The 26986-nt window shown below is 63.1% G+C and carries 25 protein-coding genes; 9 read left to right on the top strand and 16 right to left on the bottom strand.

Annotated features, from left to right (window positions below; genetic code table 11):
• Together K1X12_RS07625 and K1X12_RS07620 are read left to right on the top strand one after the other, a co-directional pair.
• A complete protein-coding gene (locus tag K1X12_RS07625; protein ID WP_220987013.1) occupies window positions 1-2172 on the top strand; it encodes a lytic transglycosylase domain-containing protein in 2172 nt (723 codons plus the stop codon).
• Between the two features lie 154 nt (window positions 2173-2326).
• Window positions 2327-3595, top strand: coding sequence for a dicarboxylate/amino acid:cation symporter (locus K1X12_RS07620; RefSeq protein ID WP_220987012.1), 1269 nt, complete (start codon window positions 2327-2329; stop codon window positions 3593-3595).
• Window positions 3596-4030: 435 nt separating this feature from the next.
• Here K1X12_RS07620 and K1X12_RS07615 read toward each other — a convergent pair whose 3' ends face one another.
• Window positions 4031-5467: a coniferyl aldehyde dehydrogenase gene (locus K1X12_RS07615; RefSeq protein WP_220987011.1), complete on the bottom strand. Its 1437-nt coding sequence runs from the start codon at window positions 5465-5467 to the stop codon at window positions 4031-4033.
• A gap of 165 nt (window positions 5468-5632) precedes the next feature.
• On the opposite strand from K1X12_RS07615, the gene K1X12_RS07610 reads away from it, so the two are divergent.
• The gene (locus K1X12_RS07610) at window positions 5633-6433 is read left to right on the top strand and encodes an enoyl-CoA hydratase/isomerase (protein WP_220987010.1); all 801 of its coding nucleotides are present in this window, start codon (window positions 5633-5635) and stop codon (window positions 6431-6433) included.
• Between the two features lie 97 nt (window positions 6434-6530).
• The gene (locus tag K1X12_RS07605; RefSeq protein WP_220987009.1) at window positions 6531-7019 is read left to right on the top strand and encodes a DUF3291 domain-containing protein; all 489 of its coding nucleotides are present in this window, start codon (window positions 6531-6533) and stop codon (window positions 7017-7019) included.
• A 2-nt stretch (window positions 7020-7021) separates the two neighbouring features.
• Here the strand turns inward: K1X12_RS07605 and K1X12_RS07600 are convergent, their stop codons facing one another.
• The 5 genes from K1X12_RS07600 to K1X12_RS07580 are packed head-to-tail and all read right to left on the bottom strand — an operon-like array spanning window position 7022 to window position 10526.
• Window positions 7022-7399: a TfoX/Sxy family protein gene (locus K1X12_RS07600; RefSeq protein WP_220987008.1), complete on the bottom strand. Its 378-nt coding sequence runs from the start codon at window positions 7397-7399 to the stop codon at window positions 7022-7024.
• Between the two features lie 2 nt (window positions 7400-7401).
• On the bottom strand, window positions 7402-7851 hold the full coding sequence (locus K1X12_RS07595; protein WP_220987007.1) for an NUDIX hydrolase: 450 nt from the start codon (window positions 7849-7851) through the stop codon (window positions 7402-7404).
• Window positions 7852-7855: 4 nt separating this feature from the next.
• Complete coding sequence (locus tag K1X12_RS07590) at window positions 7856-8134, bottom strand: DUF3253 domain-containing protein (protein WP_369426073.1); 279 nt, start codon at window positions 8132-8134, stop codon at window positions 7856-7858.
• Window positions 8131-9366: a serine hydrolase domain-containing protein gene (locus tag K1X12_RS07585; RefSeq protein WP_225907912.1), complete on the bottom strand. Its 1236-nt coding sequence runs from the start codon at window positions 9364-9366 to the stop codon at window positions 8131-8133. The genes K1X12_RS07590 and K1X12_RS07585 overlap by 4 nt, the downstream gene beginning before the upstream one ends.
• Window positions 9366-10526 carry an acyl-CoA dehydrogenase family protein gene (locus tag K1X12_RS07580; RefSeq protein ID WP_220987006.1) on the bottom strand — a complete coding sequence of 387 codons (1161 nt, stop codon included), beginning with the start codon at window positions 10524-10526 and terminating at the stop codon, window positions 9366-9368. The genes K1X12_RS07585 and K1X12_RS07580 overlap by 1 nt, the downstream gene beginning before the upstream one ends.
• A gap of 113 nt (window positions 10527-10639) precedes the next feature.
• Here K1X12_RS07580 and K1X12_RS07575 point away from each other — a divergent pair, with 113 nt between their 5' ends.
• Both K1X12_RS07575 and K1X12_RS07570 read left to right on the top strand, forming a co-directional pair.
• The gene (locus K1X12_RS07575; RefSeq protein WP_220987005.1) at window positions 10640-11071 is read left to right on the top strand and encodes a PaaI family thioesterase; all 432 of its coding nucleotides are present in this window, start codon (window positions 10640-10642) and stop codon (window positions 11069-11071) included.
• Window positions 11068-11859: an SDR family NAD(P)-dependent oxidoreductase gene (locus K1X12_RS07570; protein ID WP_220987004.1), complete on the top strand. Its 792-nt coding sequence runs from the start codon at window positions 11068-11070 to the stop codon at window positions 11857-11859. The genes K1X12_RS07575 and K1X12_RS07570 overlap by 4 nt, the downstream gene beginning before the upstream one ends.
• Before the next feature lie 78 nt (window positions 11860-11937).
• Here K1X12_RS07570 and K1X12_RS07565 read toward each other — a convergent pair whose 3' ends face one another.
• The 4 genes from K1X12_RS07565 to K1X12_RS07550 form a co-directional block, all read right to left on the bottom strand.
• On the bottom strand, window positions 11938-14631 hold the full coding sequence (locus K1X12_RS07565) for a M1 family metallopeptidase (RefSeq protein ID WP_220987003.1): 2694 nt from the start codon (window positions 14629-14631) through the stop codon (window positions 11938-11940).
• Between the two features lie 160 nt (window positions 14632-14791).
• Complete coding sequence (locus tag K1X12_RS07560; RefSeq protein ID WP_220987002.1) at window positions 14792-15406, bottom strand: glutathione S-transferase family protein; 615 nt, start codon at window positions 15404-15406, stop codon at window positions 14792-14794.
• Window positions 15407-15420: 14 nt separating this feature from the next.
• Entirely contained in the window at window positions 15421-17421 is a 2001-nt protein-coding gene (locus K1X12_RS07555) for a TonB-dependent receptor (protein ID WP_225907911.1), read from the bottom strand.
• A 95-nt stretch (window positions 17422-17516) separates the two neighbouring features.
• On the bottom strand, window positions 17517-18806 hold the full coding sequence (locus tag K1X12_RS07550; protein ID WP_220987001.1) for a NupC/NupG family nucleoside CNT transporter: 1290 nt from the start codon (window positions 18804-18806) through the stop codon (window positions 17517-17519).
• A 253-nt stretch (window positions 18807-19059) separates the two neighbouring features.
• On the opposite strand from K1X12_RS07550, the gene K1X12_RS07545 reads away from it, so the two are divergent.
• On the top strand, window positions 19060-20601 hold the full coding sequence (locus K1X12_RS07545; RefSeq protein WP_220987000.1) for a S10 family peptidase: 1542 nt from the start codon (window positions 19060-19062) through the stop codon (window positions 20599-20601).
• A 77-nt stretch (window positions 20602-20678) separates the two neighbouring features.
• Here the strand turns inward: K1X12_RS07545 and K1X12_RS07540 are convergent, their stop codons facing one another.
• Together K1X12_RS07540 and K1X12_RS07535 are read right to left on the bottom strand one after the other, a co-directional pair.
• Entirely contained in the window at window positions 20679-21233 is a 555-nt protein-coding gene (locus K1X12_RS07540; RefSeq protein WP_220986999.1) for a hypothetical protein, read from the bottom strand.
• 122 nt (window positions 21234-21355) lie between these two features.
• Window positions 21356-21721: a VOC family protein gene (locus K1X12_RS07535; protein WP_220986998.1), complete on the bottom strand. Its 366-nt coding sequence runs from the start codon at window positions 21719-21721 to the stop codon at window positions 21356-21358.
• A gap of 141 nt (window positions 21722-21862) precedes the next feature.
• Between K1X12_RS07535 and K1X12_RS07530 the strand changes: the two genes are divergently transcribed.
• Window positions 21863-22783, top strand: a complete 921-nt coding sequence (locus K1X12_RS07530; protein WP_220986997.1) for an SDR family NAD(P)-dependent oxidoreductase — start codon at window positions 21863-21865, stop codon at window positions 22781-22783.
• 65 nt (window positions 22784-22848) lie between these two features.
• The gene (locus K1X12_RS07525; protein ID WP_220986996.1) at window positions 22849-23220 is read left to right on the top strand and encodes a Kazal-type serine protease inhibitor family protein; all 372 of its coding nucleotides are present in this window, start codon (window positions 22849-22851) and stop codon (window positions 23218-23220) included.
• A gap of 9 nt (window positions 23221-23229) precedes the next feature.
• On the opposite strand, the gene K1X12_RS07520 is transcribed toward K1X12_RS07525, so the two are convergent.
• From K1X12_RS07520 to K1X12_RS07505, 4 genes are all read right to left on the bottom strand, one after another.
• Window positions 23230-23460, bottom strand: a complete 231-nt coding sequence (locus tag K1X12_RS07520; RefSeq protein WP_220986995.1) for a hypothetical protein — start codon at window positions 23458-23460, stop codon at window positions 23230-23232.
• Window positions 23461-23475: 15 nt separating this feature from the next.
• Complete coding sequence (locus K1X12_RS07515) at window positions 23476-24072, bottom strand: HD domain-containing protein (protein ID WP_220986994.1); 597 nt, start codon at window positions 24070-24072, stop codon at window positions 23476-23478.
• Window positions 24073-24171: 99 nt separating this feature from the next.
• On the bottom strand, window positions 24172-25236 hold the full coding sequence (locus K1X12_RS07510) for a hypothetical protein (protein WP_220986993.1): 1065 nt from the start codon (window positions 25234-25236) through the stop codon (window positions 24172-24174).
• Window positions 25237-25516: 280 nt separating this feature from the next.
• The gene (locus K1X12_RS07505; protein WP_220986992.1) at window positions 25517-26728 is read right to left on the bottom strand and encodes an RtcB family protein; all 1212 of its coding nucleotides are present in this window, start codon (window positions 26726-26728) and stop codon (window positions 25517-25519) included.
• Window positions 26729-26986 lie beyond the last annotated feature (258 nt).

The raw sequence follows: 26986 nt of genomic DNA, 5'->3' as shown, positions 1-26986 counted from the left end.
ATGATCCGCATTTCCGCTGTTTTTGTCGCGATTTCTTTCCTTCTTACGGGCACGTCTGCCGCATCCCGGCCTGAGGCGCCCAGCCTGAAGCCGCGCGCCGATTCTCCGGTTCCGGCGGCCGCGCCCAGCGGGGAAACGCTGCCCGCGCCCATCCTGCGCCCGCTCACCCCCGGCGTTCAGCTGCCCGGCGCCACCGGCCCGGCGGTCGCCCCCACAACGCCGGCTGCAACGCCCGGCGCGTTTCCCGGCGCCATCAATGTGCTGACCGCCAATCCCGGCTCGGTTGCCCAGGTCACCGCCGCCTTCCGCGCGGCTGATCGCGGCGCCTGGAGCGAGCTTTCCCGCCTGCAATACGATGCGTCGGACGAGACCGTCCGCGATGTCATCCTCTGGAAGCGCGCCTCCGATGGCGTGCCCGGCATGACGTTCGACGAGCTCAGCTACGCTCTCACCACCCTCTCCACCTGGCCGCAGACCTCCAAGATGCGCCGCCGCGCCGAAGAGATCATCGACCAGTCAAACCTCTCCTCCGAGGCGAAGGTGAAATGGCTGGAGGAATCCGGGCCCATCACCGGCGCCGGCAAGGTCGCCCTCGCCAACGCCCTGCGCGCCACCGGCCAGTCTGCCCGCGCCGAGGAAGTGATCCGCGATGCCTGGCGCAACAATTCGATGGATTCGAGCCTCCAGCGCACCGTGCTCGCCCGCTGGGGCCAGTCGCTCAGCCAGGACGATCACCGCGCCCGCGTCGACTTCCTTCTCTGGACCGGCCAGCGCTCCAATGCCGAGGCCCTCAAGCCCCAGCTCACCGCCGATTATCGCAAGCTCACCGATGCGCGCATTGCCCTGTCCAAGCGCGCGAGGAATGTCGACGCCGCCATCCAGGCCGTACCTGCCAATCTCCAGTCCCATCCGGGCCTGCTCTACGAACGCGCCCGCTGGCGCCGCGCCAAGGATCTCGACGACAGCGTCGCGCCCCTGCTGACCCAGATCAACGGCAAGGACGTGCCCGCCGCGGGCCGTGGCCGCCTCTGGGACGAGCGCGCCATCGCCATCCGCAATGATCTCAAAGCCCGCAACTACACCCGTGCCTACCAGATGGCCGCGCCCCATGGCATGTCCGAAGGGGCAGACTTTGCCGAGGCCGAATGGATCTCCGGCTGGATCGCCCTGCGTCTGAATGGCGATGCCGCGCGCGGCGTGAAGCATTTCGAGACGATGACCAACGGCGTCTCCTCCCCGGTCAGCCTCTCGCGCGGCCAGTATTGGACCGGGCGCGCCCGCGATGCGCTGGGCCAGCCCGAACAGGCCACCCTCGCCTATGGCGCCGCCGCCGGCCACAAATACACCTATTACGGACAGCTCTCGGCAGAGCGCCTCGGGGATCGCAAGATCCATCTCGGCCCGTCGATTGTTCCGGCTCCGGAGGAAATCGAAGCCTTCGAGAATGACCCGATGGTCAAGGCCCTGCGCCTCATCGGCGAAACCCGCGAGATGGGCACCTACCGCACCTTCTCCCACCATCTCGACGACATTCTCTCCACGCCCGCCGAATTTGAATTGCTCGCCCGGGTGAACCACCAGTTCGACCAGCCCGACACCGCCGTGCGCGCGGGCAAGGCCGGCCTCTTCAAAGGCGTCGTTGCGCCCGATGCGGCCTATCCTGTCCTGATGCATCCGCTGTCGCGCCAGCCGCAGGTGGAGCAGGCCTTCATCCTCGCCATCACGCGCCAGGAAAGCGAGTTCAACCCGAAAGCCCGCAGCTCCGTCGGCGCCCTCGGCCTGATGCAGTTCATGCCGTCGACCGCGCGCAATGAAGCCCGCCTGCGCGGCATGCCCTATCAGCAATCCTGGCTGACGGACGATCCGGGTTACAACATGACCCTCGGCGGCCTCCACCTCGATACGCTGCTCAAGCAATTCAATGGCAGCTACATCATGACGGCTGCCGCCTATAACGCCGGCCCCTCCCGCCCCAGCCAGTGGGCCCGCGATTATGGCGACCCGCGCACCGGCCAGATCGATCCGGTCGACTGGGTGGAGTTCATCCCCTTCTCGGAAACCCGCAACTACGTCCAGCGCGTGCTCGAGAATATCCAGGTCTACCGTCATCGGATCACCGGCGACGAAGCCGACATCCAGATCGCCGAAGACCTCAAACGCGGCCGCCGCTAACCTCAAAGCCCCCTCTCCCCAAGGGAGAGGGGGTTGGGGGTGAGGGTATACCGCCCTCTCGACGCCGCTCCGCCCCCCCCAAGATGCCCATCGGCGCTTGCGCCTCCGCCCATGCGATGCTCAGAAGCTAGGCAGGGCAAATGGGAGGCTTGGCATGTCTTTTCTGAAATCGCTGTCAGCGCGCGTTCTCGCCGCGCTGGCTCTCGGCCTCATCGGCGGCGCGCTCATCGCCGGCGGCAGCCCTGCGCCGGAATGGCTGTTGAAGACCGCGCAGGCCATCGGCTCGGTCTGGCTCGGCTGCCTTCAGATGACGGTCATCCCGCTGGTCTTCTCGCTCCTCGTCGTTGGCGTGGCGGCGGTCTCCGATGCGATGTCCGCTGGCCGCCTTGCCGCCCGCGCCGTTGGCTGGTTTACCGCGCTGCTCATCGGCGCAACGATCCTCACCTTCATCGGCGTCGAGGCCGCCCTTGCCGCCCTGCCGGTAAACCCGGAGAGCGCCCGCGCCCTGATCGCCGGGGCCACCGGCGGCGAAGTTGCCGCGCCCCAGACGATCGACTTTGCCGCCTGGGTCACCTCGCTCATCCCGTCAAACCCGCTCGCCGCGGCAGCCAGCAACGCCATCCTGCCGCTGGTCATCTTCGCCCTCTTCTTTGCCTTCGCCGTTACCCGCCTGCCAGACCAGCAGCGCGTGCTACTCGTCTCCTTCTTCGATGCGGTGGCCGATGCGATGATCGTCATCGTCAAATGGGTGCTCTGGGCCGCGCCCGTCGGCGTCTTCGCTCTGGCGCTCACGCTCGGCCTGCGCGGCGGCCTCGGCTCCACCGGCGCCCTCTTCCATTATGTCGTGCTGGTCTCGGCCGCCTGTATCGCCGTCGTGCTCATCTGCTATCCGCTCGCCGCCATCTTCGCCGGCGTCGGTCCCTTGCGCTTTGCCCGCGCCGTTTCTGAAGCACAGGTCGTCGCCTTCTCCACCCAGTCGTCCATCGGCACGCTGCCGGTCATGGTCGAAAGCGCGCGGCGCAACCTGGATGTGCCTGAGCATGTCGCCGGTCTCGTGCTTCCATTGTCGGTCGCCGTCTTCCGCCTTACCAGCCCGGTCGCCAATCTCGCCGTCGCCCTCTTCATCTGCCACGTCTCCGGCATCACGCCGACGCCCGGCCAGATGCTCGCCGCCGGCCTCGTCGCCTTCGCCGTGTCGATCTCTTCAGTCGGCCTTCCGGGCCAGGTCAGCTTCTTCGTCTCGGTCGTCCCCATCTGCTTTGCCATGGGCGCCCCGATCGAGCTTCTGCCCCTGCTGCTCGCCGTCGAAGTCATCCCGGACATCTTCCGCACCGTCGGCAACGTCACCGCCGACCTCGCCGTCACCGCCATCCTGAAACGCGGCGACAAAGGCGTGCGCACAATCGCGCCCGAAACGGCCTGAACCGTCCCCGAAATGCCTCAAAAATACACAGTCTGACACGGCGCGTACCCACAACGACGCCCCCAGACACAACGCGCCCCCTCTCCCTCCGGGAGAGGGCCGGGGTGAGGGCCTCCGCCCTCTCAGCCCGTCATCCCGGTTTCGCTGCAAGCGAAGACCGGGACCCAGGCTTCCCCCAGCCCCCTGGATCCCGGACATTTGCGCCGCAAATTCCGGGAAGACGCCCAAAAAGCGACGCCCCAACGAAGCTCATCCTGAGCGAAGTCGAAGGATCAGCGGGCACGCCCCCGACACGTCTTAAGCGCCCGCCAACCCGCAGCGCGCACCCCGCCGGCCACGCCCCAAAGCGTGCGTTCCGGCCGCTGCTGCTGCGCCAAAAGAAAAGCGCCGGCAGGTCTCCCCGCCAGCGCCTCACGATCGCCTGAAAGACAGATCCTATTTCTTCATCCGGCCTTTGACCTGCGCGCGGTATTTGTCGCCATAGGGCGGACGCATCATGGCGAGCAGTTCGCTCTTGGTCTGGGAATAGATCGCCTTCTTGTGGCTGAATTCGAGGAAGCCCTCGCGGCCATGATAGGCGCCCATGCCCGAAGGGCCGACGCCGCCGAAGGGCAGGTCTTCCTGAGCAACGTGGAAAATCACATCGTTCACGGTCACGCCGCCCGAAGTGGTATTGTTCAGCACAAAGCTCTTTTCGCCTTCGTCCTCACCGAAATAATAGAGGCCCAGCGGGCGTTCATGCGCGTTGATATAGGCCACGGCGTCCTTGGCATCGCCATAGGATTTGATCGGCAGGATCGGTCCGAAGATTTCGTCCTGCATCACCTTCATGTCATCGGTCGGATCTACGATGATCGTCGGTGGGATCTTGTGATGAGGCTGCTGGGAGAAATTCTCTCCCTTCGGATTAAGTTCGATCACCTGGGCGCCCTTCGACCGGGCATCTTCGACATAACCGGCAATACGGTCATAGTGGCGTTGATTGACGATCGAGGTGTAATCGTCATTTTCCTTCAGCCCCGACGCATACATCGTCTCAACCGCCTTGGTGGCTGCCATTACGAAATCCTGCGTCTTCTCTTTAGGCACGAACGCATAATCCGGGGCCAGACAGATCTGCCCGGCGTTCAGCGTTTTACCTGCCATGATCCGGCTCGCCGCCTTCTGAAGGTCGGCGGATCGGCCGAGGATCACCGGGCTCTTGCCGCCAAGTTCCAGCGTCAGGGGAACCAGATTGTCCGCCGCTGCCCGCATCACATGCTTGGCCACAGACGTCGCCCCGGTGAAAAGGATGTGGTCGAAGGCGAGCTTCGTGAACTCCGCGCCGACATCGGGGCCGCCGGTAACGACGACGCACTCTTCAGGCGAATAGTATTTCGCGATCAGTTCCCGCATCAGTTCCGAAGTCGCTTCGGTAAACTCCGAAGGCTTGATCATGCAACGGTTGCCCGCCGCAAACACGCCGGCCAGCGGCGTGAAGGTCAGGTTTACCGGGAAGTTCCACGGGCTGATGACGCCGATCACGCCTTTAGGCTGGAATTGCAGCTCCGCTTTCGAGCCAAGCAGGCCGAGCGGAAATTCCACCTTGCGCTTTTCCGGCTTCATCCATTTGGCCACGTGCGCCTTGGCGTGTTTCAGCGCGCCGATGGAGCCGGCAATGTCGGTCAGGTTGGACTGGTCCTTAGAGCGATGGCCGAAATCGGCGCACATCGCATCGCTGAGGGCCTCGCCATGGGTCGCCAGAAGGTCGATCGACTTATCCAGCCATTCTATCCGTTTCTGCAGCGACGGAATGCCGTCGCGCAGGTGTGCCGCCTTCTGTTTGGCGAGCAGTGCATTCATGCCGGTAGCCGGCGCGGCGTCGAGGGCCATTCTAGATTCTCCCAATCCCTTATATGGTCGCTGAACAATGTAGCGCCTGTTCAGCATTTCCCCAATAGGCTGTGAAATCCGCTTACCCGGCGTGAGGCGTTCACGGAGCGAAAGCTTCGCTTTAGAACCCATGCCAACACAGATCAGGACAGCAGGGAGACGCCAATGGCGACGTACGAGAAGATTTCCTATGAGCGCAATGGCGATACCGCGATCATCGCTTTCAACGACGACAAGACGCTGAACGCTTGCGGTGTCGACACGGCGATCGAGCTGCTGCACGCCTTTGAAGTCGCCGCCGACGAAGCCCGCTGCACCATCCTGACCGGCAAGGGCCGCGGCTTTTGCTCGGGCGCCAATCTCGGCGGCATGGGCTCCGGCCCCGAAATCGCCTTCCCCGGCTCCAAGCCAGACGCCGGCAAATCGCTCGACGCTTTTTACAACCCGCTCGTCACGGCCATCCGCGAACATCCCCATCCGGTGATCACCGCCGTCAACGGCGCGGCTGCCGGCGTTGGCTGCGCCATCGGCCTGATGGGCGACCTCGTGATCGCCTCGAAAGGCGCCTACTTCCTGCAGGCCTTCCGCCGCATCGGCCTGGTGCCTGATGGTGGCTCCACCTGGCTGCTGGCGCGCACAATCGGCCGCGCCCGCGCTATGGAAATGGCGCTTCTCGGCGAAAAAGTTTCCGCCGAACAAGCCATGAGCTGGGGCCTCGTCAACCGCGTGGTTGAAGACGCCGACCTGCTGCCGACCGCGCTCGACTTCGCCCAAAAGCTCGCCACCGGTCCGACGGTCGCCCTCGCCCTGACGCGCAAGCTGATCTGGGAAGCCAGCGAATCCGACATGGGATCGGCCCTGCATGGCGAGCGTGTCGCCCAGCGTACCGCCGGCCGCACCAGCGATTTCCGCGAAGGCGTCAGCGCCTTCCTTCAGAAGCGCCCGGCAGAGTTCAAAGGAAAGTAACTTTAGATTGTTAAAAAACGACCGACTTTCTCTTAAAGACTAATCAACCTTGTCCCCATAGAGTGGCGAAAACCAGCCTGAATGGGGACAAGGGCCGATGGGCTTCAGACTGATTCATTTCAATTGTGTGCGCCCCCTCGGCTCCTTCACTCTCGAAAACCCCTACGTTAAAACCTTCCTGTCGATTCTGCCGCGCATCTTCACTGATGCCGACCAGTTCGACGGCGTTCACTTCCACAATCATGGCCTTCGCTGCCCGGATGGCACCTGGCGCTCCTATGGGGACGCCTTCCCCTATCCCGCAGACTGGGGCTCGCCGCACATTTCGACCATGGCGGTCTGGCGGTCGCTGGAAGACCTCAAACAATTCACCTATTCCGGCCGCACTCATCCGCCGGGCATGCGCCGCCTCGCTCAGGAAATCGACCGGAGCGAAGGTCCTGGCTTCGTCATGTGGTGGGCACCGGAGCGGGAGCATTTCACGCTGGAAGACGGCTATCAACGCCTGCTGCACTTGCGCACGCATGGGTCGTCCGACCACGCCTTTTCTCTGGAAAACCCCGTCGCTCAGCCTGCCGTAGCCTGAACTCAAACGGTTCTGGGTTTGCGCTTTTTCAGCCCACTCTTCGCCTTGGCCGCCCGCGCGATGCCAATCGCCCGCCGCGCCCAAACGACCGCGTCATCGGGATCATCCAGCGCCGCTGACGGCAGGCTCACATAACCGAGATCAACCGGCTTTGCGTCTGCGGCGCGAAGATAGATGAAGGGCGTACTCCCTTCCGCATAGAGATCAGCTCGCAGCGCCTCATCTACTTTCAGGTAGATCTGGTCATCGGCAAGAAGCGCGAACATTACGCCGTCCTGATAGACACCGGCCCCGCCGAACATTCGCCGGATACTGACCGGACCAGCGCCGGAAAAAAGCTCTGCGACGAATTCGTGAAAGGGATCGGGCGCCTTTGCCATGACTATTTGAAACCCCGATGCACGGCCTCAACGAGATCGGCAAAATTCTCAGGAAACACCGGATCAGTCAGCCTCCGGATCTCCGCTGGCGTCATCCAGGCGACTTCCTGAATAATATCGCGCTCGATTGCTTCCCATGCCTGATTGTCCATCCGCGGCCCCGCCACCTGCACCGAGAAAAAGCGCTCATCGGCATAGATGAGGTTTCCATGCGGGCCGCGATAGGTGGTCTCACGCCGATGAAATTCACCGCCGATTTCGGCGGTGATACCCGTCTCTTCCCAAAGCTCTCGCCGGGCTGCTTGTGCATAGTCTTCGCCATCGGCGAGCGCGCCGCCGGGCGTTCCCCAGAAAGAGCGCTCCGGAAAGCGGAAGCGGAACAGCAACGCGCGCCCGTCCGGCGTCACGATCACGAGACGCGAAGACGGGCGCGGGGTGACTGCCTCCCCCAAGCGATCAGCTTTCAGCAGAGCCGAGCACCTTGCCCGGCAGGCCAAGCCGATAGACGCCCTTGAACGTATCCGGATCAACCGGACGCCCCTTGCGATAGATCGAGATAGCGCCGTCTTTCGCCAGACGGACAGCTTCAGCCCTCACATCCGGAAGCAGTTTCTGCCACCGGTCTGTGCTGACAACTTTCGCCGCATCTTCCGGGGCAATCGTTCCGCCGACACCGCGCGCGGCAGTCAGCTCAAGGATGGCTTCACGGATCGGATTTTTTGCTTCTTCGCTCACCAGTCAATCGCCGCATATACGAGTTGTTGTAGCTGCAGTCGCATCGGGTAGGTCGATGACGGCATAAGCTGGGTAGCCTGCACCGCGATCAGCTCTTCTTCCGGGTCCACCCAGAAGAATGTGGAGGCAAGACCGCCCCAGCTGAACGTGCCTTCGCTGCCCGGCTGGCCGGCACGCACGACATCGGTGACGACGGAGCCGCCGAGGCCAAACCCGACGCCTTCCGCCATCACTTCAGTGAAGGCCGACCGGCCCATGCCGCGCATGGTCTGGTTCCCCGGCAGATGGTTCTGGCGCATGAACTCCCATGTCTTGGGACTGATGATGCGGGCACCATCGAGCGAACCGCCGCGCTGCAGCATCAGGGCAAAGCGATGATAGTCGCGCACAGTGGACGCAAGCCCGCCGCCGCCATTCAGCTGAACCGGGCGTTTGGCGTAGCTGCGAGAGGCCGCACCCGCAGGATCGGCCAACGTGGTTTCACCGGTCTGGGCATCCTTCTGGTAACACGCCATCAGGCGATGAACCTTGTCTTCCGGCACCCAGAAGTCGGTATCGTTCATCTCAAGCGGGCCAAAAATCCGCTCACGGAAGAACGCGTCCAGCTCTTGACCAGTGACAATCTCGACGATCGCACCGAGAACATCAATGGAGTGACTGTAGCGCCATTCGGTTCCAGGCGAGAATGCCAGCGGCAGGCCTGCCATCTGGCGCGCCATTTCCTGCAGCGTCTGCTTCGGATTGCCGACCTTTTCCTTGCGGTAGATGGCGTCCGTCTCGTCCTGCATCAGGAAGCCGTAGGTGAGACCGGCGGTGTGGGTGATCAGATCAAGGATCGTCATTTCCCGGTCGGGGTCTTTCAGCTTTGGTGCGTCAACCGTTCCGCCGGCCCAGACCTTCACATTCTTGTATTCGGGAATGTAGCGGCTGACGGGATGCTCAAGGCGCAGCTTGCCTTCCTCGAACAGCATCATGATGGCGAGCGAGGTAACCGGCTTCGTCATCGAATAGATGCGGAAGATCGTCTCCGGCCCGATGGGCGTGCTGCCACCCATTTCAGTGGCGCCGATATAGCTTTCATGCGCGACTTCGCCGCCGCGCGAAATCAGCGTCGCCATGCAGGGCAGTTTGCCCGTATCGAGATAATTCTTCTGGAAGAATTCCGGGATTGCCGCGAGGCGCTCAGCATTCAGGCCGACATCATGCGGGTCGGTCGGGTCATGCTCAAACATCACAGGTTCCCCGCTTTTGCTGCGCGGGCAAGTTCCCGCGCGATGATGATCTGCTGGATCTGGCTGGTGCCTTCGTAAAGGCGGAAGATACGTACATCGCGGTAGAACCGCTCAATGCCGTAGTCAGAAACGTAACCTGCTCCGCCAAAGATCTGAACGGCGCGGTCAGCCACGCGGCCACAGGCTTCGGTAGCGAAAAGCTTCGTGCACGAAGCAAGCATGGTGATATCCTCGCCCGCGTCTCGGCGGCGCGCGGCGTCGAGGAGCATGCACTCGGCGGCATAGGTTTCCGCCTGGCTGTCGGCGATCAGCGCCTGCAACATCTGATGCTCGAAGATCGGCTTGCCGAACTGTTTGCGCTCCAGGGAATAGTTCACCATCTCGCGGACAAGACGTTTGGAAACGCCAGTAGCCACTGCTGAGATATGCAGGCGGCCCTTGTCCAGAACGCTCATGGCGACCTTGAAACCATCGCCTTCCCTGGCAATCATGTTGGCGGCGGGCACGCGGGCATTCTCGAAGATCACGTCGCAGATATGAGCGCCTTGCTGGCCCATCTTCTTTTCAGGCTTGCCCACGGAGAGGCCCGGCGTGTCACGCTCGACGATGAACGCGGAAACGCCTTTCGCGCCCGGCTCATCCTGGTTCGTCCGTGCCATGACGGTGAAGAGGTCTGCCTTGTTGGCGTTGGTGATGTAGCGCTTGGTGCCATTGAGGATGTAGTGGTCGCCATCGCGGACGGCTTTTGTCTTGAGACCGGCAGCGTCAGAGCCAGCCTCAGGCTCGGTCAGCGCGAAGGAGGCAATGAGGTCGCCCGAGGCAACGCCGGGCAGCCATTTCTGCTTCTGCTCGGGCGTGCCGAAGAGGACCAGCGCCTGGCTGCCAATGCCGATATTGGTGCCTGCAACCGAACGGAATGCCGGCGAGGTCTGCCCCAGCTCCATGGCAACGAGGCATTCGGTTTCCATGTCGAGATCAAGGCCGCCAAACTCCTCCGGAACGGCCACGCCGAACAGGCCAAGTTCCTTCATCGCATCGACCACATGCTGGGGAACGGCGTCTTCCTCGGAGACCTGCGCCTCTACCGGCACGCAGGTTTCAGTCACGAAGCGGCGCACCTGTTCGATCAGGGCGGCGCGGGTTTCGGCGTCAAAGGCCATGGGTTTCTTCTCCCGGATTGTCACTTTCCAGACGCACTTTATGCCCCAACGGCACGCTTGTCGAAGGGGGCCGTAGGGGTATGGTTGCCGCAGTCAGATAAGAGAGGGTGCCGATGTCCACGACGGTTGTGCAACAGGGGGAGTTCGCGGGCTGGACGACTTGGGCGGAAGAGCCTTTCGAACATGACACCGCCGGGCCATTCTACTTCCGGGTCGACGACCAGGGGCCGGTCGCTGCGTTCCGCGTGGCCAGAAAGCACATGAATGCGGGCGGGGTGGTGCATGGCGGTTGCCTGATGACCTTTGCCGACTTCGCCCTGTTTGCAATCGGGCATGAGGCCATGGAGGGGAGCTATGGCGTGACGGTGGCGTTTACGGCCGAATTCATTGATGGCGCGCTGGAGGGCGAGTTGCTGACGGCTCGCGGGGATACGCTGCGCAAGGGCGGCTCGCTGAGCTTTGTGCGCGGGATCGTAAGCGGAGAGGATGGACGGCCCGTCCTGAACTTCTCCGGGACCATAAAGAAACGGAGGAAACAGGTATGAGCGAACAACCGCCCTATCAGGAATTATCCAGAAGTATCAAAGGCAAGACGGCGCTGATCACCGGCGCGGCCAGCGGGATGGGGCGGGCGACCGCCCACCTCTTTGCGCGGGAGGGGGCCAATGTGGCCGTCACCGACCTGAAACAGGAAAACGTCGATAAAGTCGTCAATGAAATCAAGGCAGCCGGCATTGATCACGTCAAGGGCTGGGCGCTGGACGTCGGCGATGGCGCGGCGATCAAGCGGGTGGTGGATGAAGCAGCGGCGCATTTCGGCGGGATGGATATCCTCGTCAATAATGCGGGGTTCGCCATTCCGGGCCAGGTCGGAGAGGAAAGCTATGAGGACAGCTGGGGGCCGAGCATCAATGTGATGCTGACCTCGCACCAGCGGGCGATCCGGGCGGCCCTGCCCTATATGCGCAAGAACGGCTGGGGGCGGATAGTCAACATCGCGTCCACCGAAGGATTGGGGGCAACGCCGGGCAACTCTCCCTATGTGGCGGCCAAGCATGGCGTGATCGGCCTGACGCGCGGCCTGGCGGTGGACCTGGGGCGCGAGGGCATCACGGTGAACTGCATCTGCCCCGGCCCCATCATTACCGGCATCACCGCCGGAATTTCCAATGAACACAAGGAAATATACGCAAAACGTCGCGTACCGCTTCGGCGATATGGCATTCCCGAGGAAGTGGCGAACATGACGCTCTCACTGGTTTTGCCCGCGGCGAGCTTCCTCAATGGCGTGCATATCCCGGTCGATGGCGGGCTGACGATCAAGAACGCCTGACGCGCGCAAGCAGCGCCGGAAACAGCACATCCCGCGTCCTTTCGGGGACGCGGGATGTCATTTCACGAACAAACAGTGTCACTCTGTGTCTTTTTGAGGCATTTCCGGCCCGCTCAGGACCGGGCCGAGGACATCGAGGGCATGGGCGCGTTGAGCCGCGCATAGGGTGAGCGACTCCTTCGTCTCGGCGAGTGCGCGCTCATGGCCGGCAAGCTCGCGCGCGCCGGTGGCGAACAGGGCATCAAGTTCCGGGATGACCGACGGGTCGCAGAAGGCCCGCGCCAGACGGGGCGAGGCCCGGCGAAGCTGGGATGGGAGACGCGAGACGAAGCCGGGGAAATCCGACCGGACCCGGTCCCAGGTTGCCTGACGGTGGGCGGGATTATTCATCAGGCTCATGGCGAGCGAGAAGCTGACCTGCTGGCTGATGCCGCCATCATAGATCAGGGCCAGCGCGCGGGCCGCGTCTTCGGGCGACGCGGTGGCGCCGAGCGTGTTGGCCGCGGCCTGCAGGAAGACAGCGTCATCGATGCGGGAGGTTGCTTCGACCACGCGGTCGAACATCGCGGTGCCGCCATCTTCGAGCGCGGCGCGCAGGGCGGCGGCGTAGAGATCGCTGGAAAGCTCGCCCCGGCCAGCGAGGAAAGCATCTGCCTCGGCGATCAGCGCGGCGCGGGCTTCGGGCTCATGGAGAGAGCCGGCGCGGAAGGCGCGCAGGCGCATCTGGGCTTCGGGCTCTGATGGCGCGGCAAGACTGGCGAGCACCGCCGAGGCGCGGGCCTGCGCCGGGCCGGCGCCTTCGCCCAGCTGGACAAAGAGCGCGTCCCATGCGCCGAGGGTAGAAATAAGCACCGTGCCATGCGGATGGGTGAGCGCGGCTTCCAGCAGGCCGAGATATTCGGCGGCGCCGAGCGTGCCGGCATTGAAACCCGCCTGCGCGCTGTCGAGCGAGACGAGGGCTTCGCGCGGCTCAAGGCTGGCAAAGTTTTCCGTCAGGGCGCGCCAGTTCTCCGCAGGCAGATCAAACCGGTAATAGCCCGAGCCTTTGGCATTGGGCACGATGACATCCGGGCAGATGGCGCCGCGGACATCGACCGTACGCTTGGGCGCATTCAGCAGAGTGCAGACTTCCCCGCTATTGGCGCCGTCCTGCCAGGCCGCGCAGACCGGGATGATCCATTGGGCGCCGGGCTCGATCTCAGACCCAATGGGGCGGTAGCGCGCCTGGCTGAATTCGATCTTCGCAATGCCAGCACTGCAGACCGGGCGGGCGGACACGACCGGCACGCCGGGCTGGGTGACGAAGCTTTGAAACACCTGCCCGATAGCACGCTCGCCACTCGCCTTGCCGATGGCGTCATAGAAGCGGGCGCTGTCTGCCTCGCCATCGGCGAAACGGGCGATGTAGCGGCCAAGCGCCGGGCGCAGGACTTCCGGCCCGAAATAGGTGTCGACCATGCGGATGACCGACTGGCCTTTGGAATAGGTAATCGCGTCGTAAGCGTTGCGGACATCTTCATTGCGGCTGATCGGCTCGGCCACAGCGCGCACGCCCTTGAGACTGTCGAGCCCCATGGCGGAGAGGCCATCGGCGACGGCGGCCAGCTCGTGATTATTGTCCGGCTCCATGATGGCGAGGACGGCTGTTTCGCTCCAGGTGGCGAAAGCCTCCTTCAGCCAGAGATCATCCCACCAGGGCGGGGTGACGAGATTACCAAACCACATATGGGCAATCTCATGCGCGTGGATTTCCTTCAGCGCCCGGACGAGTGACGGCCCGGCATTCTCCCCGCGCAGGATGCGGCCTTCGCGGTAGGTGATGGCGGCGGCAAGCTCCGTAGCGCCCGAAGGCCATTGCGGCGCGGCGATGATGTCGAGCTTGTCATAGGGATAGGGCTGGCCCAGCATCTCTTCAAAGACGCGCATCATCTCCGGCGTGAGATCCAGCGCGAAGCCGAGTTCCTCGCCCTTGCCCGCGCGCGTGTAACCCGTGAGCGGAACGGCAAAGCGGCGCACATCATTGGGCGGCAGCGGCGGGCGGTCCACCTTGTCGAAGTTTCCAACGGCCGTGGACAGAAGATAGGTGGAGAGCGGACGAGAGGGCGCAAAGCGGATCGTCTCATAGCCATCCCCGGCAGGCTCGCGCGCGACTTCCGGTGTGTTGGCAATCGCGTGCATGCCTTCGGGCACGGTGATCGACACCTCGAACGGCGCCTTGAAGCCCGGCTCATCGAAGCCCGGCAGGAAGCGGCGGGCCTGAATGCTTTCGGACTTGGCGAGCGCGTACCAGTTGCCCTGGGATTCGACGCGGAAGAGGCCGGCGAGGCTGGTATCGAAGGCGGCGGTGTAATCTATCGCGATGGTGACGCGGCGGGATTCAAGACGGCGCGGGAAACCGACCCAGACGACGCCGGTATCGAGCACCTCTGCCCAGCTCGCCTCGACCGTTTCCCCGCCTGCCGTGGCCGTGACACGGGAAACACCCAGATCATCGCCATGCATCCAGATTCCATTGGTGGCGGCGGCCAGCTCGATGTCGATTTCCACATGGCCGGAGAAATGCGTTTCGCGGGGGTCCAGATCGAGATCGACCCGGTAAGCGACCGGGCGAGCCGTGCCAGACAGGCGGCCGACGGGCGCGACTTTGGCAAGCGCTTCATTGGAAGCGATCTGGACGGGCACCGTCCACACCGAACGCTGGGCACAGGCGCCAACAAAGTTGGCCCCAATCAGACAGGCGCCTGCAAGAAGCGCCACTGTCAGAAACCGCATGAATATTCCCCCGGCTGCTGCATTCTTCTGAATAGCGCATAAGGCGCGCGTTGAAAGCCCGGAATGTGAGCGGGGAAATTGGGGCGGCGGGGTGGAAGGCTGGGTCCCGGTCTTTGCGCGAACGCGCAAAGACCGGGACCCAGCAACAGAGCGGCGCGCCTCAGCCGGCGAAGCCGCGGGCGGCCATGGCCTGGTACCAGCGGCCAAGATCTGGAAGATCCTTGTGCGGAGCCCATTTCATGACACGGCAGAAACCGCAGGCGATGAAGAGCGTGATGTCTGCGATCGAGAAGCGATCGGCAGCGACAAATTCATGGGTTGCCAGATGCTGGTCGAAGCGTTCCGCCATCTTGCGGGCCGCCTTCTCCGCCTTGGCGGCAGCCTCCGCGCTTTGGGGCACTTCCAGCGGCGCCATCATCGGGTGGGAATTGCGGAACCATGTGGCAAACTGGATGAAGAACATCAGCTCCACACGCCGGTCCCACATCTCGATCAGCGCTTTCTCCTTCGCGTCCGATCCCATCAGGTTCGGCTCCGGGAAGATGCCTTCGAAATAGGTGCAGATGGCGCGGCTCTCGGTGAGCTTGGTGCCATCATCAAGGATCAAGGCGGGCACTTGCGAGAAAGGCGAGACTTCGCGGTAGTCTTCCTTCTTGTGCTCCTGGTTCATGATCGAGATTTCCTGCAACTCGACCTGATCCAGCTTGCCCTTGGCACGCAGGAAGAAAACGACGCGGTCCGGATTGGGCGCCATCGGACTATGATAGAGTTTCATATGTTTGTTCCCTCCTAGAATTTTTTCGTGATGCCGAAGGCCGCATTGACGGGCTCTCCGGGGAAATAGCGCTCATTGCCGAATCCCACATCGGCGCGATCCGCATACTTTTTATCCGTCAGGTTACGGATAATGACATAGCCTTCAAACCCTTCGGCGAAGGCATAGCCAGCCCGCGCGCCAAACACAGTGTGCCCCGGATAGGCGACCGTATTGGCGGGGTTCATGAAATATTCGCCGACATGTTCCAGCGTGAGGGAGAGCTTCAGAGCCGGGCTTGCCTGCCAGTCGAGCCGCGCATCGCCAAGCCATTCAGGGGCCGTGTCGATGAGGTTTCCGGAGGCGATCCGCTCCTGCGCGGCGACCACGGGACGGTTGAAGGTGTAGGTCTGCTCGCTCCAGGCGAGATTGCCGGAGAGGGAGAGATAATCCGTAAGCCGAAGGCTTGCTTCAGCGTCAACGCCATAATGGCGGGTGGAGCCATCTGGCACATTCAGGCCATCGGAGTCGCGGAAGAAAAAGTTTTCCTTCTCCATCCACCAGGCGGCGACATCGAAGGTGAGGTGGCCATAGAGCAGCGCGCCGCGGGCGCCGAGTTCGAGGCTGTCCAGCGTTTCGGCGTTGATCTGGCCCGGCAGCTGGAGGCTTTGCAGACGGTAAAGATCCGACACCTGCGGGGCGCGGGCGCCGCGCGCATAATTGGCATAGAGCGCGCCCCAGGAACGGTCCCAGACGAGGCCAAGCTTGGGCGTGAGGAAGGAGAAATCGTCGCTGCGGTCTGCCGGGACATTGAAGCGGCCATTGATGCCAGCGGGGGCGCGGGTGGTGTAGTGATAGCCATGGGTTTCGCCGCGCAGGCCGGCGAGGAGGCGGAGATCGCCGGCAAGCTGCCAGTCGGCTTCGGCCCAGAGGGCGAAGACGGCGGTGTCGACGGTGTAGTCGTAATGGATGCCCTGCGGGAAGTTCGGGCTGGGATGGGGGCCGGGCTGGATCTCGCGCAGGTATCCGGTGGCGAAGTCCGTATCGGCGCCAATCCGCCACTGGACGGGGCCGGTGGGGGCAAACTCGTAACGCGCGAGCACACCGCCGCCGGTGTGGCCGTTCTTCTCGATGCCGCCATAGGGCAGGAAATGCTGGGAGAAGATCATCGCCTGGGTGTGGATGTTCGGCGTGAGGGTCAGCGTGCCGGGGCCAAGCTCGCGGGAGAGGCGCGCGCCGAGGCGGGCCGACCAGGCATCGCGGAAGGCTTCCGGATTGGGATTGGTCTTGGCCAGGTCGCGGTCCTTGTAGGCGTCCGGCCCCTGGATGAAGCTGGCGGTTTCCTGATTGAGGCTGGAGGCGGCGAGCCAGATGGACGTGCCCCATTCGCCGAAGGAGGCATCGGTGACGAGGGAGAGTTTCTGCTGCTGGCTGGCGGTATCGTCGCGCCAGCCGGCGTCGTCCATCAGGGAGAGGTTGAGGCGGGTGGCGCTGCCGAGATTGACCGAGGCGTCGGCGCGCCAGCGGTCCAGCGTGTTGTAGCTGAGGCGGTGGGATTGGGGGCTGGAAGCATCCGGCAGGATGAAGTTCAGGAGGCCGTGGACCGCGTTGGAGCCATACTTGGCGCTGGCCGGGCCGCGGATGATCTCGATGGCGTCGGCAATTTCATGATGCGGCTCGATCAGGGAATTGACGTTGCCGAAAGCGGGCGAGCGGATCGGGACGCCGTTCTCAAGGATGAGGAAGCTGCCCTGCCCGGCCCCGCCGGTCAGCACCGGCGAGCGGATGGAAATCAGATGTTCCTGCCCGGAGTTCATCTGGATGTTGACGGCGGGCGCCTGGTTCAGGATTTCGGCGGGGCGGTCGGCGGCAGTGTCCGCGATGAGCTGGGCGTCCAGCACGGAGCGGGCGCCCGGGGCCTCACGCGGACGATCGCCATAGACTTCGACAGGCTCGAGCCGCTGGGGCATTTCGGCCAGGGCGCAAGGCGCCAGCAGGGCGGCAGCGAGGGCGGCAAGTCCGGTCCGGTGGTGCAAGCAGGTCTCCCTTTGCGCGGCATGAAATTGCCACGGCATGCGCCACTTTCTAGGGGCTGCCGGGGCCGATGGCGACCCCGGCCGCTGCGTCAGCATCAGCCGCCCATGAACAGCGAGTAAGGCAGCGCCGCAACGACGGCGCCCGAGAGGCAGGTTGCCAGCGTGCCCGCCAGCAGCGTGCGCCAGGCAAGGCTGAGGAAATCGTCCCGGCGCTCAGGCTCGACGATGGAGAGGCCGCCGATCAGGATGCCCATGGAGCCGAAATTGGCAAAGCCGCAGATGGCGTGGGCCGTGATCATGCGCGTGCGCGGGTCCATCGCCTCAGCGGGGACATCGGCAAGCTGCAGGAAGGCCACGAACTCGGTGAGCACAGTCTTGACGCCCATGAGGGAGCCCGACTGGGAAGCCTCGCTCCACGGCACGCCGATCATGTACATCAGGGGCGCGAAGATCCAGCCGAGGATACGCTCGATGGAGAGCGGCGCGCCGTTCACATTCGGCAGCAGGCCAAAGCCGGCATTGACCAGCCAGAGCAGCGCCAGGGCCGCGATCAGCATGGTGGCGATGTTGAAGACGATCTTCAGGCCATCGGTGGCGCCGGTGGAGAAGGCATCCATGGTGGAGGCGTATTTGAAATCAGGATCTTTCATCCGCTCGGAAACGGGCGTGGTTTCCGGGATCATGGCAAGGGCAACGCCGACGGCGGCGGGCGCGGCGATGATCGAGGCGGCCAGCAGCTGGGGCAGCGGGTTTGCCATCTTGCCTTCCAGGAAGGCGCCATAAACGACGAGGACCGAACCGGCGATGGTGGCGAAGCCGGCGGTCATCATGATCAGCAGTTCAGACCGCGTCATGCCCTTGATGTAAGGGCGGATCAGAACCGGCGCTTCGGTCATGCCCATGAACACGTTGGCAGAGACAGCGAGGGAGGTGGCGCCGCCAAGGCCCATGCCACGCCGGAAGACGAAGGCGAAGCCGTTGGTGATCCAGCGCAGGATGTGCCAGTGCCAGAGAATGGCCGAGAGGGCCGCAACTACAATGATAATCGGCAGGATCTGGAAGAAGAACAGCGGGGGCGGCGAGCCCCCGATCAGCTCGCCAGCGGCAACGTTGTCGCCGACATAGCCGAACACGAAGCTGGTGCCCGCGCGGGTGGCGTTCTGGAGGCCATCGACCAGGCCATTGGCCTTGAGCAGGATTTCCTTGATGAGGGGAATGCCGAAGAGAATGAGCGCGAAGGCAAACTGCATCGCTGTGGCGCCCAGCACGATCTTCCAGGGGAAGAGCTTGCGTTTCTCCGAGAGCCCCCAGCACACAGCATAAATCAGGACGATCCCGATCAGCGCGCGGGCATTATCCCAGCCCCATTCAATTCCTGCCGGCATGTTGCGATAGCCCTCCCCGCAAATCAGACCCAAGGGATCAGACTTAACTGGCACGGAAAGGCTTGAAAAGCGCGAATGGCAATGAACCGTGGACCGGCGGGCGCAGCGCGCAGACTGTAGGCGCCCGGCCACAGGCACGCAGGCGGCATTTGACGCCCACGCGGCGCAGGAATAGGTTTTGCCTTTGTTATCAAGCAACTGGTGGCCAGGAGCGCCGCCAGCCGCAAACGGGCCAGAAAGGCTGGGGCACAAGATGAAGATTGAAGCATGGATCATGGCCGCCGCTATGGCGCTGATGGCGCCCGCCTATGCCGCGCCCGAGCCCGCCGCCGAGGCGAAAAAGGAAGCCGAAGCCAAACCGGTTCCCGACCCGGTTTTCTTCAAGCAGACCCATACAGGCACCTTTGGCGGCCAGAAGATCACCTACCGCGTGGAATCCGGCGAGACCTATATCGCGGGCGAAGACGGCGAGCCCGCCGCGAGCCTGTTCACGGTCTCCTACATCCGCGAGAACGCGCCGGGGCCGCGCCCGGTCTCCTTCGTTTTCAATGGCGGGCCGGGCTCTGCCTCGGTCTGGCTACACCTGGGTCTGCTTGGCCCAAAGCGCGTGAAGGTGGCGAGCGACGCCGATGAGGATGACGGCGCGGCGCCCTACACCCTGCTCGACAATCCGTTGTCCATTCTCGACATTACCGACCTCGTGTTCATCGACCCCGTGGGCACCGGATACAGCCGCGCCATCGGCAAGGGCGAGAACAAGGATTACTGGAACGAGGAAGGCGACGGCGCCTCGATTGCCGAATTCATCCGCATCTGGATTACCGAGCACGACCGCTGGAACGCGCCGAAATACCTGATCGGGGAAAGCTTCGGCACGACGCGCGCGGCCTACCTTGCCCACCGGATGACAACGGGCGAGGTGGATATTGCGCTCAACGGCCTCGTGCTGATTTCGCAGGCGCTGGACTATGAGGGCTCAACCTCCGCCCATGACAATGTGTATTCCTACATCACCTACCTGCCCAGCATGGCGGCGGCGGCGCAATACCATGGCAAGGCCGGCGCAGGCGTTCCGCAGGCGGAGTTCCTGGCCGATGCGCGCGCCTTTGCCCGCGACGAATATGGCCCAGCCCTGTGGAAGGGCGAGCGCCTGACACAGGCAGAGCGCGCGCACATCCGCGACCGGCTGGTCTATTTCACCGGGCTTTCTCCGGACTATGTGGAGCGGTCCAACCTGCGCATCCTGATGCCGCGCTTCCAGAAGGAGTTGCTGCGCAAGGAAGGCGTTGCCATCGGGCGGCTGGACGGGCGCTATGCGGGCGATGAGGCAGACGATGTGGCCGAGACGCCGGACGCGGATGCGTCGAGCTATTTCGTCGAGTCCGCCTATACGGCGCTGATGAACCAGTATCTTCGCAACGACCTCGGTGTGCGGATGGACCGGCCCTACATGGTTTCCAGCGAGGAGGCCGGGAACGCCTGGAATTTCCGCGATGTTCCCGAAGGCCAATACTGGGAGCCGAGCTATCTGAATGTGGGGCGCAAGCTCTCCACCGCGATGCGCCGCAATGGCGACCTGAAAGTGTGGGTGGCCAATGGCCTGTTCGACATGATCACCCCCTTCTTCGACGCCGAAGTGACCTTTGCCCGCTATGGCATTCCGCAGGACCGCGTGGCGATGACCTATTATCAGGCCGGGCACATGATGTATCTGAACGAGCCTTCGCTGGCGCAGATCACCAGCGACCTGCGCGCGTTTTATGCCGGGCAGCTGAAAGATCAGCAGCCGGATTAGGATTTGGCATGTGACGGCCGCACAACGAACTGGGCGCTTAAGCGGACGGCCGCTTTTGGGCCTAAGTGGTCGTCGAGCTACTGCTCGGCTAGTTGCCTTTTAAATTGCCTAGCGCCCTCGACTACACTCTCGTCGGTGGCGCCATCCCACGCAAATTCAAGTAATTTCTGCTGCCCCTCTTTGATGAACGAAAGCTTCATCAACAACGGTGCTATTCGGGCCGACGCCCACTGAAACGCAAAGCCATCCTCTGTTTGGCGACCGCCGAGTATCTCTTCTGTAAGCCGCTCGGCGCGCCGCTTCCCATCTTCCCATGAAAAGTCTCTAGATGCTTCGCGCACGGCACCTTCATACTCGCTTCTATCGAAGCAGGCTACTTTGGGTTCCTTCCACAGTACGTAGTCGGGGGTCGTCTCTACGGCGATGAAGTAGTCATCGCATCCCACAGTGCCGCATTGGCATCTTCCGACCAGTAGTTGATCAGTGTTGAGACTAATAAACTGAGCAAAGAACTCACGAGGATCGATGCCCATATGATCTTCACCGAGCACCGTCTTGCCATCAACGAGCACAAGAACCTCATGGTCGTTCGTGCTCGGGCTCGGCTTAATCTCGAAGGTCAGCTTGGACATACAGCAAATACACTCACATTTTTTTACAGGGTGGGCAATGTCCGACTTCGGCAATTAGTTGCCATACAAAAAGCCCCCGGCCGCATGACCGGGGGCTTTCTTGTTGCAGTCCTGAGAGAGGCTCAGCCCAGCTTGCAGACGCAGATCTTGTTGCCGTCGGGGTCGCGGAAATAGGCGCCATAGAAGGTGGGCATGCGGTTGCCGGGCTCGCCTTCGCAGGCGGCGCCGAGTTCGCGGGCTTTATTATAGACGCGGTCGACCGTTTCCTTGTCGGCCACGGCAATGGCCGGCATCACGCCGTTGCCAGCGGTGGCGGCGCCCTCATAGGGCGTGCCGATGGCAAACATCGGCTGGCCGGGGGCCACGCCGTAGAATTGCAGGCGGTCGTTCGCAAAGAAGCGCTTGGCGCCCATTTCGCCGAGCACGGCGTCATAGAAGGCGAAGGCCTTTTCCTTGTCGTTGGTTCCGAGGGTCAGGTAAGCGAGCATGGTGTCCTCCCTATTCGCAGGGCGTCAGCAATCATGCCGCAGCCCCTACGGCAAGGGGTGACGCAGCGGACATGCTTGACGTTGACGTGAACGTCTGGTGTGACACCCGCCACACAACCCACCGTTTGAGGGAGATGCCCCATGTCAGAGATCCGTTTTGACGACCGCGTAGCAATCGTGACCGGCGCTGGCGGCGGCCTTGGCCGCGCACACGCGCTTGAACTCGCCCGCCGCGGCGCAAAAGTCGTCGTTAACGACCTCGGCGGCTCGCGCGATGGCTCGGGCGGCAATTCCGACGCGGCACTTGCCGTGGTCAAGGAAATCGAGGCTCTCGGCGGCGAAGCCATCGCCAACGGCTCGTCGGTCTCCGATGTCGACGGCGTGAAGCGCATGATCGACGACACGATGGCCAAATGGGGCCGGATCGACATCATCATCGCAAACGCAGGTATCCTGCGGGACCGCTCCTTCTCGAAAATGACCACCGAGGACATCGACCTCGTTCTGGCGGTTCACCTGCGCGGCACCTTCCTGCCCGTGCACGCGGCCTGGGACATCATGAAAGCCCAGAATTACGGCCGTATCGTCGTGACGACCTCCTCGACCGGCCTCTATGGCAACTTCGGCCAGGCCAACTATGGCGCCGCGAAACTCGGCGTTGTCGGCATGATGAACACGCTGAAGATCGAAGGCGCGAAAAACGACATCAAGATCAACGCTGTCTGCCCGATCGCCGCGACCCGCATGACCGAGGACATCATGTCCGAGCAGATGCTGGCTGCGCTGAAGCCGGAATATGTGACGCCGGGCGTGATCAACCTCGTGAAGGAAGACGCACCGACGGGCATGGTTCTCTCGGCTGGCGCCGGCGCCTTCTCGATGGCCCGCATCGTGGAAACCGCTGGCGTGTTCGTTGGCGCTGGCGAGGCCCTGACGGCCGAAGCCGTGGCTGCGAAGTGGGACCAGATCACCGACGTGAACACCACCCGCCCGGCCTTCAAATCCGGCGGTGAGCACGGCCAGAACATCTTCTCCGCTGTGGCTGCTGCGACGGCAAAATAAGCCCGCAAGGCTTGCCAAAGACATTGGAAGAGGCGCAGGCTGCGCTCCGGAAACGGAGTTACGCCATGCGCCTTTTTCTTTTTGCCGCGACAACCCTGCTGCTGGCAGGCTGCGTTGCCAGTCAAAAGCCGGAATCGGAAAGGGTGGATGCTGAGCCGGCCCCGACAAGCCGGCCGCTGGCGAGCGAAGGGGGCATGTGCGGCGGGATTGCCGGCATCCAGTGCGCCGAGGGGCTGACCTGCTTCTATGATGACGGCACCTGCCGGACGATTGCTGACGCCGCCGGCATCTGCATGCACCCCCCGCAGATGTGCACGTATGAATATGCGCCGGTGTGCGGTTGCGACGGGGAAACCTATGGCAACAAATGCGCCGCGCAGGCCGCCGGCGTCAGCGTCGACACGCCCGGCGAATGCGGACCGCCCGAAGAAAACTAAGCGATTGGCCTAGCCGTCGCGGCGGCTGTCGCCTGCCGGATCAGTTTCGCGCGGGGGCGCTTCAGGTTCCGTGTCCGGAGGATTTCCGGAATCGAGGCCAAGCCGATGCGTCGGCGTGGGGCCGGGCGCGTCATCGCCATCATCGCCGCGGCGCCAGTCTCCCGGCGGGCGGCGATTATACCAGTTAAAGAAATAGAGGACGGCCAGGATGAGCGCCACCAGGACAAGAAATTTCAACATGGCCGCCGTCTGATCCTATTCTTCGGTCTTGCGCAGATACATCGAGTTTTTCGGTCGCGAGAAGACCCGCTCCACCATCGGCTCGAAGAATTCCAGCGGCTCGCTCTCATACTCCGGGTCGAAGGCCGACTGGTCGTAGAGGTGGCAGAACTGGGCAGTATACTCAAAGTACGGATGATCTCGGAACTGATCGCGCATGTTCCGGTCCAGCCCCAGATGGTGGAAGAAGTAGTAGCCCTGGAACATGCCGTGATTGGCAACCATCCAGTGGTTCTGCTCCGACACGAAGGGCTTGAGGATCGCGGCGGCGACATCGGGATGGTTCATGCTGCCGAGCGTATCGCCGATATCATGCAGCAGCGCGCAGACCACATACTCTTCGTCACGGCCATCGCGATGGGCGCGGGTGGCCGTCTGCAGGGAGTGGGTGAGCCGATCCACCGGGAAGCCGCCGTAATCGCCATCGAGCAGTCTCAGATGGTCGAGTACGCGCTTGGCAAGGCCTCTGTTGAAGTGGCGAGAATGCTCCGCGATGATGTCCCAGTCTTCCTTTGAGCCTTCCAGCATCTCGCGGAATTTTGCGCGCGGTTCGATCTCGTGTCCGTCGGCCATTGTTGTTTCCTCCTGTTCCCTGCCGGCAGAGTAACCCGGATCACCGCGCCTGCAAAGCAAGACGCCCCGGATGTTGCCATCCGGGGCGCTGACGCCGCGTCAATCCCAGAGACAGCCGAGCGCGAGCTGATCCCGCCAACCGGGCGCCGGAAGGGGGATATTATCCTCCGGCGCCTGGTGAATGCGATCCTCCAGGCGTCGCTGCAGGATTGCCCAGGACTCGCCCGTGCGCGCGCCGGCTGCCCGGACAGCCGCCACAATCTCCATCAGCGCTTCATCGGCAAGCGGAGCATTGTCGCGGCCACGCGCTTCAGCCAGACGCCAGCCCGCCGCGTCGCGCCGGAGCGCAACAGCCGCCGGGCCGCCCTGCCCGCGCCACACCCAGACCGCCATGCGGCCTGCCGCGATATCGGCCACATAATCCCGCAGGCAGTTGCGGAATTCGAGAGCGACATTCGACAGCATCTCCAGACGGCGAACCGGCTGGAAATCCTGAGGCAGCTCCGGCGGCGGCAGGAGCGGACCCAGCGCAAGCGGTTGGATCACCAGCTGTGCTTTCTCGAACAGCGGGCGCCAGCCTTTCGCCCGGCCAAAGCGCTGGGCAATGTCCCCGGCTGCTTCTTCCCCACGGACGCGAAGCGCCATGGCGAAAGCCGCCGCTAGATCCGCCGCTGCAGACTGATCCGTCCCCAGACGGGTAAGGATCGGAGCCTGCCGCAAAAGTGGCGGGAGGACAGCCATCACCGCCAGCATATCGGCGCGCAGCACCGCGATGTGACGGATCAGGCGTTGCGCCGCCTCTTCCAGGAACAGGTCCTGAAAGGTGCGGTATGCCGGCGCCGGCCAGAGAACCTCTCCCATACGGGCAAGGGCTTTCATCACGCCGCCGGGCGCATGGGCGCCGAAAATCGCCGACGCCAGATCGCCATCGCGCGCCCGCGTGGCCAGCCATTGGAGACGCTCGGCAGTATAGCCACCGCGCGCCGCCAGTATCGCCGCCGCATGACGGCGCGCCGCCGGAAGCATGAAGAATTCCTCATGCGGCGCCGGCCAGACGCGCGCCATAACTTCGGCATGCTCCCCGGCCAGAAAGGCCATGAGGGGCGTGACCGGCTGCGACTGGCCTGGAGCCAGAAGCACCGGCAGGGCCATGGGCGTGCCCATGATCCACCTCCTTCACACATTGCCAGCGGCGCGCGCAGGCGCAGCGGGCACGGATCAAGTTACAGTTTCGAGGTCAGCCTACCACCGGCAAACGCGCGGGGGCGGCAGACAGCGCTCCCCGGCAAAACGAGGAGCAGGAACAGGATTTGTTACTCTGCTTCATTCTGGTTTCCATTCATGGCGCCAATACAAATCCTTCTACGGATCATTATTGGCAAGACGAGATTGCGTAATGTCAGCGCCGCGACATTCTGTCAAGGCAGGCTAAAGCGAAATCGCTTCAGCCCTTTACACAGACGATCTGTTTCAGCGTGTGAACCACGTCCACAAGATCGGACTGCGCCGCCATGACAGCGTCGATATTCTTGTAGGCCATCGGCGTTTCGTCGATGACGCCAACATCCTTGCGGCATTCCACGCCCGCCGTAGCGGCGAGGTGGTCCTCAAGGGTGAACCGGCGTTTGGCTTCGGCGCGGCTCATCGTGCGCCCTGCCCCATGCGAGCAGGAGCAGAACGCTTCCGCATTGCCTTTTCCGCGCACAATGAAGGACTTTGCCCCCATCGAGCCCGGAATGATGCCAAGTTCCCCCTCACGGGCGCGCACGGCGCCCTTGCGGGTGACCCAGACATCGGAGCCGAAATGGTGTTCCCGCTCCACATAGTTGTGGTGGCAGTTCACCGCCGATTTTTCCAGCGTGAAAGCCGGGAGGCAATCGCGCATGGCCATCAGCACACGGTCCATCATCACTTCCCGGTTGAGACGCGCATAGTCCTGCGCCCAACCGACAGCTTCGATATAGTCTCCGAACAGGGTTTCGCCCTCCAGGAAGAAAGCGAGATCCTTGTCCGGAACGTGATAGCCGAGGACCCGCTTCTCCAGCGCCTCGCGGGCCTCCTGAATGAAGTAGGTTCCAAGGATATTCCCCGTGCCGCGTGAGCCGGAATGGAGCATCACCCAGAGGCGCGCCTCTTCATCAAGACACAGCTCGATAAAGTGGTTTCCTCCGCCGAGCGTTCCCAACTGCTTTGCAAACATCGTGCGCTGAATGCGGCGATGCTTTGCCAGCACCTTGTCGAGACGCTCGCTCAGCCCGGAATTACGCAGGGCAGTTGCCGCGCGCGCCGGGGTTTCCTTGTGATTTCCACCCGGGCCATTGCCCACCGGAACCTTGCGTTCGATCTCTGAACGGACAGTCGACAGACTATCGGGAAGATCGTTCGCCGTAAGACTGGTGCGGATCGCCATCATGCCGCAACCGATGTCGACACCGACAGCGGCCGGGATGATGGCACCCTTGGTCGGGATGACCGAACCCACCGTGGCGCCGCGCCCGAAATGGACATCCGGCATCACGGCAAGATGCGAGTGGATGAACGGCAGGCCGGCAACATTTTCCAGCTGCTCGCGCGCGCCCTCTTCCACCTCAACGCCTTTCACCCAGGCCTTGATGCGGCCACCGGCGAAGGATTCGAATACTTCAAACTCGCTCATTGTCTTTCAGCTTCACTCCTGAAGCTCCTCCTGATCAAGCCCTCCGCACGGCCCCTTTGGATTTCAGACAAGAAAAAACCCTCCGGGCGAAACGCGCGGAGGGCGGCATAAGACCCGTCAGGGTCCGGAACTGACAGTGCAGTTCCTATCCAGCAACCTCCATGCAGAATCCCGCTGCACCCCTTGCCGGGGCCGCGACTTCTCTTGGCTGAAATGGGAACCGATAACACATCGGGTCTCTCCGTTGCTGAATGGAGG

Source organism: Hyphomonas sediminis (assembly GCF_019679475.1).
In the GTDB taxonomy this organism is placed as follows: Bacteria; Pseudomonadota; Alphaproteobacteria; order Caulobacterales; family Hyphomonadaceae; genus Hyphomonas; species Hyphomonas sediminis.
This window is presented reverse-complemented; position numbering and strand designations above follow the sequence as displayed.

Bases quoted from the DNA above. Each gene is read 5' to 3' on its own strand.
- K1X12_RS07625 (WP_220987013.1), top strand. From the start codon at position 1: ATGATCCGCATTTCCGCTGTTTTTGTCGCGATTTCTTTCCTTCTTACG.
- K1X12_RS07620 (WP_220987012.1), top strand. From the start codon at position 2,327: ATGTCTTTTCTGAAATCGCTGTCAGCGCGCGTTCTCGCCGCGCTGGCT.
- K1X12_RS07615 (WP_220987011.1), bottom strand. From the start codon at position 5,467: ATGGCCCTCGACGCCGCGCCGGCTACCGGCATGAATGCACTGCTCGCC.
- K1X12_RS07610 (WP_220987010.1), top strand. From the start codon at position 5,633: ATGGCGACGTACGAGAAGATTTCCTATGAGCGCAATGGCGATACCGCG.
- K1X12_RS07605 (WP_220987009.1), top strand. From the start codon at position 6,531: ATGGGCTTCAGACTGATTCATTTCAATTGTGTGCGCCCCCTCGGCTCC.
- K1X12_RS07600 (WP_220987008.1), bottom strand. From the start codon at position 7,399: ATGGCAAAGGCGCCCGATCCCTTTCACGAATTCGTCGCAGAGCTTTTT.
- K1X12_RS07585 (WP_225907912.1), bottom strand. From the start codon at position 9,366: ATGTTTGAGCATGACCCGACCGACCCGCATGATGTCGGCCTGAATGCT.
- K1X12_RS07580 (WP_220987006.1), bottom strand. From the start codon at position 10,526: ATGGCCTTTGACGCCGAAACCCGCGCCGCCCTGATCGAACAGGTGCGC.
- K1X12_RS07575 (WP_220987005.1), top strand. From the start codon at position 10,640: ATGTCCACGACGGTTGTGCAACAGGGGGAGTTCGCGGGCTGGACGACT.
- K1X12_RS07570 (WP_220987004.1), top strand. From the start codon at position 11,068: ATGAGCGAACAACCGCCCTATCAGGAATTATCCAGAAGTATCAAAGGC.
- K1X12_RS07565 (WP_220987003.1), bottom strand. From the start codon at position 14,631: ATGCGGTTTCTGACAGTGGCGCTTCTTGCAGGCGCCTGTCTGATTGGG.
- K1X12_RS07560 (WP_220987002.1), bottom strand. From the start codon at position 15,406: ATGAAACTCTATCATAGTCCGATGGCGCCCAATCCGGACCGCGTCGTT.
- K1X12_RS07550 (WP_220987001.1), bottom strand. From the start codon at position 18,806: ATGCCGGCAGGAATTGAATGGGGCTGGGATAATGCCCGCGCGCTGATC.
- K1X12_RS07545 (WP_220987000.1), top strand. From the start codon at position 19,060: ATGAAGATTGAAGCATGGATCATGGCCGCCGCTATGGCGCTGATGGCG.
- K1X12_RS07540 (WP_220986999.1), bottom strand. From the start codon at position 21,233: ATGTCCAAGCTGACCTTCGAGATTAAGCCGAGCCCGAGCACGAACGAC.
- K1X12_RS07535 (WP_220986998.1), bottom strand. From the start codon at position 21,721: ATGCTCGCTTACCTGACCCTCGGAACCAACGACAAGGAAAAGGCCTTC.
- K1X12_RS07530 (WP_220986997.1), top strand. From the start codon at position 21,863: ATGTCAGAGATCCGTTTTGACGACCGCGTAGCAATCGTGACCGGCGCT.
- K1X12_RS07525 (WP_220986996.1), top strand. From the start codon at position 22,849: ATGCGCCTTTTTCTTTTTGCCGCGACAACCCTGCTGCTGGCAGGCTGC.
- K1X12_RS07520 (WP_220986995.1), bottom strand. From the start codon at position 23,460: ATGTTGAAATTTCTTGTCCTGGTGGCGCTCATCCTGGCCGTCCTCTAT.
- K1X12_RS07515 (WP_220986994.1), bottom strand. From the start codon at position 24,072: ATGGCCGACGGACACGAGATCGAACCGCGCGCAAAATTCCGCGAGATG.
- K1X12_RS07510 (WP_220986993.1), bottom strand. From the start codon at position 25,236: ATGGGCACGCCCATGGCCCTGCCGGTGCTTCTGGCTCCAGGCCAGTCG.
- K1X12_RS07505 (WP_220986992.1), bottom strand. From the start codon at position 26,728: ATGAGCGAGTTTGAAGTATTCGAATCCTTCGCCGGTGGCCGCATCAAG.